Origin of the sequence: Aeromonas sp. QDB14 (assembly GCF_027707845.1) — a bacterium.
GTDB lineage: Bacteria > Pseudomonadota > Gammaproteobacteria > Enterobacterales > Aeromonadaceae > Aeromonas > Aeromonas caviae.
Genome location: NZ_JAPCJD010000110.1, coordinates 1 through 10,813, shown reverse-complemented (window position 1 = coordinate 10,813; position 10,813 = coordinate 1). Strand labels below are relative to the sequence as shown.

General features: G+C 59.6%; 9 protein-coding genes. 3 read left to right on the top strand and 6 right to left on the bottom strand.

The features are described 5' to 3' along the window. Nucleotides 1–124: 124 nt before the first annotated feature. Complete coding sequence (locus PG887_RS20860; protein ID WP_041212789.1) at nucleotides 125–931, bottom strand: alpha/beta fold hydrolase; 807 nt, start codon at nucleotides 929–931, stop codon at nucleotides 125–127. Nucleotides 932–1,087: 156 nt separating this feature from the next. On the opposite strand from PG887_RS20860, the gene ppk2 reads away from it, so the two are divergent. After that, the gene (ppk2, locus tag PG887_RS20855; protein ID WP_010674253.1) at nucleotides 1,088–1,918 is read left to right on the top strand and encodes a polyphosphate kinase 2; all 831 of its coding nucleotides are present in this window, start codon (nucleotides 1,088–1,090) and stop codon (nucleotides 1,916–1,918) included. Nucleotides 1,919–2,045: 127 nt separating this feature from the next. Here ppk2 and PG887_RS20850 read toward each other — a convergent pair whose 3' ends face one another. The 5 genes from PG887_RS20850 to yejK all read right to left on the bottom strand — a co-directional run bounded on the left by PG887_RS20850 (nucleotide 2,046) and on the right by yejK (nucleotide 8,511). After that, entirely contained in the window at nucleotides 2,046–3,182 is a 1,137-nt protein-coding gene (locus PG887_RS20850) for an ABC transporter ATP-binding protein (protein ID WP_270822811.1), read from the bottom strand. 70 nt (nucleotides 3,183–3,252) lie between these two features. After that, a complete protein-coding gene (malG, locus tag PG887_RS20845; protein ID WP_010674251.1) occupies nucleotides 3,253–4,143 on the bottom strand; it encodes a maltose ABC transporter permease MalG in 891 nt (296 codons plus the stop codon). A 12-nt stretch (nucleotides 4,144–4,155) separates the two neighbouring features. Continuing rightward, entirely contained in the window at nucleotides 4,156–5,811 is a 1,656-nt protein-coding gene (gene malF, locus PG887_RS20840) for a maltose ABC transporter permease MalF (RefSeq protein WP_104455690.1), read from the bottom strand. Between the two features lie 73 nt (nucleotides 5,812–5,884). Further along, nucleotides 5,885–7,066, bottom strand: coding sequence for a maltose/maltodextrin ABC transporter substrate-binding protein MalE (gene malE / locus PG887_RS20835; protein ID WP_102948252.1), 1,182 nt, complete (start codon nucleotides 7,064–7,066; stop codon nucleotides 5,885–5,887). Nucleotides 7,067–7,461: 395 nt separating this feature from the next. Further along, nucleotides 7,462–8,511: a nucleoid-associated protein YejK gene (yejK, locus tag PG887_RS20830; protein ID WP_039038628.1), complete on the bottom strand. Its 1,050-nt coding sequence runs from the start codon at nucleotides 8,509–8,511 to the stop codon at nucleotides 7,462–7,464. 73 nt (nucleotides 8,512–8,584) lie between these two features. On the opposite strand from yejK, the gene PG887_RS20825 reads away from it, so the two are divergent. Both PG887_RS20825 and PG887_RS20820 read left to right on the top strand, forming a co-directional pair. Next, nucleotides 8,585–8,812: a YejL family protein gene (locus PG887_RS20825; RefSeq protein WP_039038627.1), complete on the top strand. Its 228-nt coding sequence runs from the start codon at nucleotides 8,585–8,587 to the stop codon at nucleotides 8,810–8,812. A gap of 43 nt (nucleotides 8,813–8,855) precedes the next feature. Further along, nucleotides 8,856–10,703 (top strand): DUF3413 domain-containing protein, encoded by a 1,848-nt coding sequence (locus PG887_RS20820; protein ID WP_104455689.1) that lies wholly within the window; start codon nucleotides 8,856–8,858, stop codon nucleotides 10,701–10,703. Nucleotides 10,704–10,813 lie beyond the last annotated feature (110 nt).

Sequence of the window (10,813 nt, the reverse complement as noted above, 5' to 3'; positions counted from 1 at the left end):
GGCATATGGATTTAGGGACTCAGAATACTTTTTTCTGAAAATCAAGGCGGCCTTCCCCGGAAAGCCGCGATGAACCACAAAAAAGGAGCCCATGGCTCCTTTTTTACGGCTATCCGGCGCAGCGTCACCCTGCCACTTCGGCGAGAAATTCGGCGAGCGCCTGGTTGATGAACGCGGGGTTCTCCAAGGTCGAGATGTGACCAGCCCCCGGGATCTCCCTGAACGGGCACCCCAGCACCTCGGCCATCAGATACCCCTCCAGCACAGGGCGAGCCTTGTCCTCGCACCCCGTCATCACCAGTGCGGGCAGCCTCATCTCTTCGAGCCAGTCGATGCGATCCTCCCGGGTCACGAAGCTGCGCCCCACCGCCACCAGGCTCGCCACCTTGTCGGCGGGCCATTGGGCCAGCCGGGCCTTGAAACCGGCCATCAGGGCCGCGTCCGGTTGATGGGCGAAGAAGAGCGGCGCCACCTGATCGGCGATGGGCGCAGGAACGGCGCCGACCTGCTCGATCATCGCCAGCATGCCGAGATAGCGCTCGCAGGTGATCTGGGGTTCAAGGCCGACGAAGCTGTCCATCAGCACCAGGCCCTTGAGGCGAGCAGGCGCCATGCGCGCCAGCTCCACGCCCCACATGCCACCGATGGAGAGCCCCACCAGCACGCACTCGTCGATGCCAAGGGCATCGAGCAGCGCCAGGTGATCCCGGGCCAGGGTCGCCAGGGTGCAGGGCCCCTCGGGCAGCACATCGGAATCCCCGTGACCCCAAAGCTCGGGCACGATGCAGCGATACTGCCCCTTGAGGGCCTCGATTTGCGGTGCCCACATGGCACTGTCCCACAGGTAGCTGTGGCCAAAGAGCAGTGCCGGACCCTGCCCCTCGTCCAGATAGGCCATGCGGCGGCCCGCTATCTCCATAAACTGCTTCATGTTTTCTCCTGTTGCCAGCGGCGATGAAACTGGCTTTCCTGTTTTTCTGTTGCCAGCGGCTGATGAGGCGGCAGTGTAACACGCCACCCTTGGCAGGGGTGCCCGCCTGGTGCAAGCTGGAGAGACTCACAACGAGGAGTCACCAAGGAGAGGATGATGGCCAAGGAAAAGAGCAAGAAACGCCCCCGTCTGGACAAGAAGACCTACGAACATCACCTCGCCCACCTGCAGGAGGAGCTGGTCAAGTTGCAGGAGTGGGTCAAGCAGGAGGGGCTCAAAGTGGTGGTGCTGTTCGAGGGGCGCGACGCCGCGGGCAAGGGGGGCGTCATCAAGGCGATCACCGAACCCCTCAACCCCCGGGTCTGCCGGGTCACCGCCCTGCCCGCCCCCTCGGATCGGGAGCGTACCCAGTGGTACTTCCAGCGCTACGTGGCGCACCTGCCCTCGGCGGGCGAGATGGTGCTGTTTGATCGCTCCTGGTACAACCGGGCCGGGGTCGAACGGGTGATGGGCTTTTGCAGCGACGACGAGTATCGCGAATTCCTGCGTGCCTGCCCCGAATTCGAGCGGATGTTGATCCGCTCCGGCATCACCCTCATCAAATACTGGTTCTCGGTCAGCGACGAAGAGCAGGAGAAACGCTTCAAGGAGCGCATCAACACCCCCATCAAACGCTGGAAGTTCAGCCCCATGGATCTGCAGTCCCGCTCCCGCTGGGTGGAGTATTCCCGCGCCAAGGATGACATGTTCACCTACACGGATACCGAGGATTGCCCCTGGTTCGTGGTGGACGCCGACGACAAACGCCGCGCCCGCCTCAACTGCATCTCCCACCTCCTTGGCAAGGTGCCCTACGAGGCGATCCACTACGAGCCCATCACCCTGCCCCCCATCAAGACCGAAGGCTATGAGCGCCCGCCGCTCACCAGCCAGCACTTCGTGCCGGACGTCACCGCCGCCCTCGAGTCAGACAAGCACGGGCAGTGACGGGCCCCGGCCAGCCGCACCCGCTGGCCGGAACCCGGGCTTCGGATGACGGGCAATAAAAAGCCGGTCTTGCGACCGGCAAAAGGCATTGAACGTATAGAAAGGAAAACCTGGCACTCTCGCCCTCTCAGGCGCGGATATATTTGGCCGTGCGCGGGAACGCCTGTTCTTTGGCATCGAACAGGTAGCAGGCTTCGGCCGGGATGCCGACGCTGTACTCCTGGCCGGTGGCCACGTCGATGTCGGAGCTCGCCTTGACGGTGAAGTCGTGACCATCCACGTCCATGTAGACGAAGGATTCTGCCCCCAGGTGTTCGGCTACCTGCACCACGCCGCTCACGCGGCTGTCGGCATGGGCATGACCCAGCGGCACCAGGTGCTCGGGGCGAATGCCCAGCTCCACCTTGTCACCCACCGCGCCGCGACGGGCATCCACCCGGGCACGCACGGTATCGCCGGAGGTGAGCTTGACCACGCACTCCTGCTCGCCGATCTCCACCAGCTCGCCCGCCAGGAAGTTCATCTTGGGGGAGCCGATGAAGCCCGCCACGAACTTGTTGTCCGGGTTGTGGTAGAGCTCGAGGGGGGTGCCGAACTGCTCCAGGTTGGTGGCCGCCTCGCCCTTGAGCGGGCTCAGCACCACGATGCGGTTGGCCAGCGTCATGGCCTCCACCTGGTCGTGGGTCACGTAGATGATGGTGGAGTTGAGCTCCTTGTGCAGCTTGGCGATCTCGATACGCATCTTGACCCGCAAGGCGGCGTCGAGGTTCGACAGCGGTTCGTCAAACAGGAACACCTGCGGCTGCTGCACGATGGAGCGGCCGATGGCCACCCGCTGACGCTGACCGCCAGAAAGGGCCTTGGGCTTTCTGTCCAGCAAAGGCTCGAGACCCAGGATCCCGGCGGCGCGCATCACCCGCTTGTGGATGTTCTCCTTGTCCATCTTCTTGAGCTTGAGGCCAAAAGCCATGTTCTCGTAGATGTTCATGTGCGGGTAGAGGGCGTAGGACTGGAACACCATGCCCACGTTGCGCTCCACCGGCGGCACGTCGTTCATGTAGCGCCCGCCGATGGTCAGCTCGCCGCTGGTGATGTCTTCCAGACCCGCGATCATCCGAAGCAGGGTGGACTTGCCGCAGCCGGACGGGCCGACGAAGACGATGAACTCCCCTTCCTTGATGTCGAGGTTGATGCTGCGCAGGGTGTCCTTGTGGACAGCCGGGTCGTAATTTTTGCGAACGTTGTTGAGTACTACTTCAGCCATGTCGAGCTCCGCTCTTGAATCTTTGCAAATCGTGATGACGGGGGGAGCCAGCTCCCCCGGCCATGAACCGTTAACCTTTCACGCCGCCTGCGGTCAGACCGCCCACCAGCCAGCGCTGGGCGAGCAGGAAGACGACCGTGATGGGGAAGCCTGACAGCACGGCGGCTGCGGCGAAGTCACCCCACAGGTAGTTCTGCGGATAGAGGTACTGCTGGGCCCCGACCGCCAGGGTCAGATTGTTCACATCCTGCAACAGGATGGAGGCCATGGGCACCTCGGTGATGGAGCCGATGAAGGCCAGGATGAACACCACCGCCAGAATGGGCACCGACAGGGGCAGCAGGATCAGGCGGAACGCCTGCCACGGAGTAGCGCCATCGATGGCCGCCGCCTCCTCCAGGGAAGAGTCGATGGTCTCGAAGTAGCCCTTGATGGTCCAGACGTGCAGGGCAATGCCCCCCATGTAGGCCAGGATCAGGCCGCCGTGGGTGTTGAGACCCAGCCAGGGGATGTAGTCACCGATCTTGTTGAAGAGCGCGTAGATGGCCACCAGTGCCAGCACCGCCGGGAACATCTGGAAGATCAGCATGCCCTGCAGGATGGTGGACTTGCCACGGAACCGCAGACGGGCGAAGGCGTAGGCACAGGTGGTGGAGAGCACCACTATCATCAGGGCGGTGATGCCCGCCACCTTGATGGAGTTCCACAGCCAGGTCAGCACCGGGAACGGCGGCGGCGTGATGCTGCCATCGGCGTTGGTGATGGACATTCCGAGCGCCAGCTTCCAGTGATCCAGGGTCGGATTGGTGGGGATGATCTCCCCCACCGAGAAGTTGCCGTTACGGAACGAGATGGCGATGACCATGATCAGCGGGAAGATGATCAGTGCCAGGAAGCCCCACATCACCAGGTGGGTTGCCCACACCCGGTATTTGACTGATTTGGGTTGTACGATTGCCATGTTGAAGCCTCCTTACAGTTGCTTGTCGGCTTTGGACAATTTCAGGTTGAGCAAGGCCAGCGCACCCACGATGAGGAAGATGGCGGTGGCGATGGCACTGGCCAGACCGTAGTCCTGACCACCCGAGCCCTGGAACGCGATCCGGTAGGTGTAGCTCACCAGCAAGTCGGTGGTCCCGGCCGGCGTGGTGGCCCCGATGATGTCCGGCGCCCCGTTCGTCAACAACTGGATAAGTACGAAGTTGTTGAAGTTGAAGGCAAAGGATGCAATCAACAGCGGTGTCAGCGGCTTCATCAAGAGCGGTACGGTGATCTTGAAGAAGTTCTGTACCGGCCCCGCCCCGTCCATGGCAGACGCCTCGTAGAGATCTTCCGGAATCGCCTTGAGCAGGCCCATGCAGAGGATCATCATGTAGGGGTAACCGAGCCAGGTGTTGACGATGAGGATCATCACCTTGGCCAGGAAGGGATTGGTGTACCAGTCCGGCTTGATGCCGAAGGCCGCTTCCAGGAACAGGTTGATTTCACCGAAGTTCTGGTTGAACAAGCCCTTGAACACCAGGATGGAGATGAACGCCGGTATCGCATAGGGCAGGATCAGCATGACCCGGTAGAAACCACGCCCCCTGAGCTGCTCCCACTGCACCAGACACGCCAACACCATGCCAATCGCCAGGGTGAACGCCACCGAACAGGCGGAGAAGATCACGGTCCAGACGAAGATCTGCATGAAGGGACTCTGGATACCCGGGTCCGTCATGATGCGCATGAAGTTTTTCCAACCCACGCTCACCACGAAACCGGGGGCAATGCCCTTGCCGACGAAGTGACCTTCCGCATCGATGTACTGGTAGAAGCCGGTGTCACCGTTGGGCTGCATCAGCTCGCCGCTCTGGTTGTCACGCAGCAGGTTGCTGTCCTTGATCATGACGCCGGACTTGAGCACGGCGCCGTCGACCAGCTGGGTATAGAGCTGTTTCTGGGCGGCGAACTTGCGCAGGCTGCTCAGGGTCAGATGGATATTGCCTTCGGGCAGTACCACATCCAGGGCACTCAGGTGGGTGCGGTGATCGACGATGGCACGAATGGGTGCCGCCTTGTCGGTCGCCTCCCCGGCCAGGGGTTGCAACTGAACAACCTGGGGCTCGTCACGGACCCGTCCTTCACGGACGGCCAGGGTAAGCGCCTTGTTGTTCAGCAAGGTAAGGGGTTGACTGATAAAGGATTGGTCGTCCTGTTTCAGCAGCAGCTGAAACTGATTGTTCTCACCACCCAGGAGGGTGAAATCGAATTCACCGCCGGTCACCTTGTAGGTTTTTTTCAGATGGTAATCCCGTGCCTGCTCAAGGGAGAGCAAGTTGGATCCCGAATAGTTGGTGAAGGCGATGCCGATCGTGTAGGCAAGAGGGAAGATGATAAAAACAACCATGCCTGCCACACCGGGGAAAATATAACGGTGGGCATAGGTCTTCTTGTTCATGAAGACATAGAGACCGACGGAGACGACCACCAGATCGAGCAGGGCAAATACCCACTCGCCGCTGGCATACATCATCACGGCCGCATAACCATTAAGCACTGCGATCAGTGCCGCCATGGTCCATTTCAGCCAGACGTACTTGTCTTTCTTCGGACCGGCATAGGATTCGATAGAAGGTACTACTTCCATGCCAATTAACCTTTATTGCGCCAAGAGAGATTGAGAGAGTGGGAGGCCCGAAGGCCTCCCGGGTAGTGCATGCTTACTGGACGATACGCTTGGCAGCGGTATCCAGGGCTTCGTCAACACCCTGACGGCCAGAGGTGACGTTCTTGAGGGCGGTTTCGAAGGAGGACCAGAAACGGCTCATCTCGGGCACGGACGGCATCGGTTCGCCGTTCTGGGCGTTCAGCATGGTGGCCTTGATGTTGGGGTCGGCTTCCAGGGTCTTCTGGAAGGACTTCAGGGCCACGGCACCCAGCGGCTTGTCGGCGTTCATCGGCGCCAGACCGGCATCGGTCAGCAGGTAGTTCTCGAGGAACTCGATGGCCAGATCCTTGTTCGGGCTGGCGGCGTTGATGGTGGCACCCAGTACGCCAACGAAGGCCTTGGCGGGCTTGCCTTTCAGGGTCGGCAGCTGGGCTACGCCATACTTGATGCCGCTCTTGTCCAGGTTGCTCCAGGCCCAGGGACCGTTGATCATCATGGCCACTTCGCCCTTGTTGAACTTGGCGTCCATCACACCGTAGTCAATGCCCTTCTCCAGGTGACCGGATTTGATCATCTCGGAGATGTAGCCGACGCCGGCCTTGGCACCTGCGTTGTTCACGCCGGTGTCTTTGACGTCATAGCCGGTGGCGGTCTTCTTGAAGGCGTAACCACCGTTGGCAGCCACCAGGGGGTAGCTGAAGTAGGGGGTGTCATAGGCCCACATGATGGCGCGCTTGCCATTTTTCTTCAGGTCTTCGTCGATCTTGGCGATCTCTTCGAAGGTCTTCGGCGGGTTGGGCAACAGATCCTTGTTGTAAATCAGGCTGACGGCTTCTACCGCGACCGGGTAGCCATAGGTCTTGCCATCGACGGTCATGGCATCCCAGGCGAATTGCTCGAACTTGGCCTTGGTGGCGGTATTCGGGGTCACGGGAACCAGCAGACCGGACTTGACCCACTCACCGTAACGGTCGTGAGCCCAGAAGAAGATGTCCGGGCCGTTGCCGGTGGCGGCGGCTTGCTGGAATTTGACTTCAACCTGATCCGGGTGGGCGACGGTGACCTTGATGCCGGTTTCGGCTTCAAACTTCTTGCCGACTTCGGCCAGGCCGTTGTAGCCCTTGTCACCGTTGATCCAGATGGTCAGCTGACCTTCATCAATGGCAGCAGTGGCAGAGCAGGCCACGCCCAGGGTAGCCAGACCGATCAGGGATGACAGCAATTTCTTTTTCATGAGCCTTTCCTTGTATTAGTTCCGCGCTGTAAGAGCATTGTGTGCAGATGCATATTATCCCAAGCAGTCAATGCCTCACATGACACGCCTCGCATTTTTGAAATGCAATTACGTATTTTCTTCCAGAAAGTTATGAAAACATTTTCTTATTTCAGCGACTTAGGAAGGGATATCCCCATATTTTTGCCAAGATATGGAAATTAAATTACAGAAAGGAAATCAATTTACGTCATTGAAAGGGATTTCACCCCACTGAAAACCCTTTCATTCCCGATATTTTGTTCAATGTGTTAACAAAAGTACGGAGGTGGTTTCCATCTACATCACCCCCTTAAATAAAAAGGCACCGGAGCGGACTCCGGTGCCTTTTTGCAAAAAATGACGGCTGGATCACATTACGACTGGCGCAGCAATTGATCCTTGAGATTGGGCGGGACTCCCCTGATGGTCAGGGTGTCGGTCTGGGGATCGTAAAAGACCCGGCTGTTGAGCAACTTCTGCTCGAAGCTCAGAGTCAGGCCGCCACCGGAGCCCACAAACTTGGTCAAGCCCCGCAGGGTGGAACGGTCCGCCGGGAAGCGCTCCTCCAGCTCGTACTCCTGACCGATGAAGCTGTAAAAATCGAGGTCCCCATCACCGGGCAATTCCGCCGACAGCTCCTTGATCTCGATCTCCTCGCCGGCGCTGGCCTGCTCGGTGCAATATTTGAAGACCTGCTTCTTGTAGTCATTGCGCTCGGCCGGTTCGAGCTGGCGGCTGTCGCAGTAATCGTCCACCGCCTGCAGCAACCCCTTGTTCTGGATCTTGGCATCCATGCCCTCCCGGGCCCCCAGCAGATCCATGAAGAAATCCCCCAGCTTGCGACCGACCCGGCCCTTGCTGAAGGTGATATAACGACGCGAATCCCCTTGGGTTTTCCACTCGGTGAGATCGATGCGGGCCACCAGATTGAGTTTGCCGATATCCAGGTACTGGATGTGGCGCAGCTCCAGCGCCTCGCTCACGGTGACGCTCTCCTTGCCTTCCAGCAGGGCGATCATCAGGTAATCCACCCCCACATAGTTGTACTTGGCAATCAGCAACACCCCCTGCTCGTCCAGGGCATGCTCCACCAGCTGCTTGACCAGCATCTGGGTCAGGTTGACGGAAAAGGGGACGAACTCGGTCTGCTCCGCCAGCAGCTGCTCCAGGGCGATGCGAAAGGCGGGGGAAGGCTGCTTGGGGGCGTCTTCCCCCTCCGCCAGCTCGGCGACGGCGGCCTCGGGATCGGCGAAGAAGCCAAAGCCCTTTCCCCCCTTGCCGTTGTAGATGCGATGCAGCTCCGCCATCAGCCCTTGTACCGCCTCGTCGGCAGGCAGGGTCTGGCTGCGGGTATCGGCGTGGGGCTGGCCATCGTTGCCAGCCCGCAGGGAGTGAAGAATGATCTTGTCGATATCGAGACTCATGTCACAAAGCCATAGTGTTAGCCGAAAGGGTGAAGTATTATAAGGCGCTTTGAACCGAGGTGAACCCAAGATTATGCCCATCGTATCAAAGTACAATAACGAGCAGTTTGACGCCCTGATGAACGACCTGATCACCGCCCTGGAGAAACACAAGGCACCGGTGGATCTCAGTCTGATGGTCCTTGGCAACCTGACCACCAACATCATCAACGGCATGGCCCCGGCCCAGCGCCAGGCAATCACCGAGAAGTTCATCCAGGCACTCACCGCCTCGGTGGGCCATCGCCACGATGCGCACTGAGTTTCTTCGCATTCTTTGATGTTTTTCAAGCAGATGGATCATTATGGTCGAAACCGGCAACCCCTATCGCGATAATGTCTCTCGCCTGATCACCTGGGGGCATTGGTTCTCCTTCTTCAACATCATCCTGGCCATGCTGATCTCGACCCGTTACCTGGGCGCCATCAGCTGGCCGTCGACTACGCTCGGCGTGACCTATCTCGTCATCAGCTGGATAGGTCATTTCTCGTTCCTGAGCTTCGTCACCTATCTGCTGACCATCTTCCCCTTGAGCTTCATCCTGCCCAGGGAGAAGCCGCTGCGCTTCATTTCATCCATCATCGCCACCCTGGCGCTGGTGCTGCTGCTTATCGACACCCAGGTGTTCCAGCTGTTCAAGTTCCACTTGAATGGCCAGGTGTGGCAACTGCTGCTGGATCAGGCGCAGACCGAAGAGGGCTCTATCTGGAGCATCATCTTCGTGGCGGTGCCCGCCATCTTCCTGCTGCAACTGCTGCTGTCGGCCTATGTGTGGCGCAAGATCAACAAGCGCAAACGCCGCCAGTACGGCAATCAGGTGGGGCTGGCCCTGCTGGTCTGCTTCATCCTGACCCATCTGGTCAACAGCTGGGCGGATGCGACCCTGTATCAACCCATCACCATGCAGCGGGCCAACTTCCCCCTCTCCTACCCCATGACCGCCAGGAGCTTCCTGGCCAAGCATGGCTGGCTCGACCTCGAGCAGTATGAGAAGAAGGCCGAAGATCAGGGAAGCGCTGAGCACCGTCTGCTCTATCCCTTGCGCCCCCTCAGCGTGAGCGCACCCAGCGATCACAAGAACCTGCTGGTGGTGGTGGTCGACTCCCTGCGAGCCGACATGCTCAACAACATCAACATGCCCAATCTGCAACGCTACGCGGACAACCACTTCAATTTCCGCCAGCACATGAGTGGTGGCAATGATGAAGCCATGGGGATGTTCAGCCTCTTCTACGGGCTGCCCGGCCACTATTACGGGGACATCCGGGCCGACAAGCTCCCCCCTGTGCTGTTCGACGAGATGCTGCGTCAGGACTACCAGTTCGGCCTGTTCGGTGCACTGGAAGATGCCAAGCAGTATCGCCAGAGTCTGCTTGCGGGTCTGCGCAAACAGGTCTTCGTCTCCCGCCAGACCGATGACCGCAGGCTCATCGACGACTGGCAGCAGTGGCTTGGCACGCGCACCGCGGACAGACCCTGGTTCTCTCTGGTCTATCTCTCTAGCCCGGGGGATTATCAGGTGCCCGCCAGCATCAAGGGCCCCTTCCAGCCCGAGTTGACCCGCTTCAACCCGGCCACTGCCTATCGGCCCGAGAACCTGCAGAAGCTGGAGAACCGCTACAAGAACGCGGTCTTCTATACCGATCAACTGCTGGAGCAGATGCTGACCCAACTGCAATTGCAGGGGCTTGATGATCAGACCATCGTCGTGATCACCTCCAACCACGGTCAGGAGTTCAACGAGACCCAGAGCAACAGCTGGGGCTATGGCAGCAATTACTCGACCTATCAGGTGCAGGTCCCCCTGGTGCTGGCCTGGCCTGGTGCCGAACCTGCGCCCCAGGCGCAGGCGAGCAGCCACCTGGATCTGGTACCGACCCTGATGAAGAACATGCTGGGTGTACGCAACCCCTATCGTGACTACAGCACGGGGAGCAACCTGTTCGAAGCCAGTACACGCACCTGGCTGCTGGCGGGGGATCAGAATGACTTCGCCATCTATCAGGGCAACACCATCACCCAGTTCAACAAGCAGGGGGACTTCGAGCTGCTGGACCGCGACACCTATCGCCCCATCAAGCACGGCACCCCGGACATGGGCACCCTGCTCCAGGTGATGAACGAGCTCAATCGCTTCTATCGCGCCCCCTGATCAGCGCCAGCCCACCTCCTTGAGCCCGCCCCTATGGCGCAATGCTGTTCACTTAAGCGGAGCCGCATTGCGATTTACCGGAAAACGGGTCTTTGATATCTTCACCGCCC

Excerpts from the sequence above, each read along its gene's own strand:
- malF (WP_104455690.1), bottom strand. The coding sequence starts at position 5,811 with ATGGAAGTAGTACCTTCTATCGAATCCTATGCCGGTCCGAAGAAAGAC.
- PG887_RS20820 (WP_104455689.1), top strand. The coding sequence starts at position 8,856 with ATGGTCGAAACCGGCAACCCCTATCGCGATAATGTCTCTCGCCTGATC.
- ppk2 (WP_010674253.1), top strand. The coding sequence starts at position 1,088 with ATGGCCAAGGAAAAGAGCAAGAAACGCCCCCGTCTGGACAAGAAGACC.
- malE (WP_102948252.1), bottom strand. The coding sequence starts at position 7,066 with ATGAAAAAGAAATTGCTGTCATCCCTGATCGGTCTGGCTACCCTGGGC.
- yejK (WP_039038628.1), bottom strand. The coding sequence starts at position 8,511 with ATGAGTCTCGATATCGACAAGATCATTCTTCACTCCCTGCGGGCTGGC.
- PG887_RS20825 (WP_039038627.1), top strand. The coding sequence starts at position 8,585 with ATGCCCATCGTATCAAAGTACAATAACGAGCAGTTTGACGCCCTGATG.
- PG887_RS20850 (WP_270822811.1), bottom strand. The coding sequence starts at position 3,182 with ATGGCTGAAGTAGTACTCAACAACGTTCGCAAAAATTACGACCCGGCT.
- PG887_RS20860 (WP_041212789.1), bottom strand. The coding sequence starts at position 931 with ATGAAGCAGTTTATGGAGATAGCGGGCCGCCGCATGGCCTATCTGGAC.
- malG (WP_010674251.1), bottom strand. The coding sequence starts at position 4,143 with ATGGCAATCGTACAACCCAAATCAGTCAAATACCGGGTGTGGGCAACC.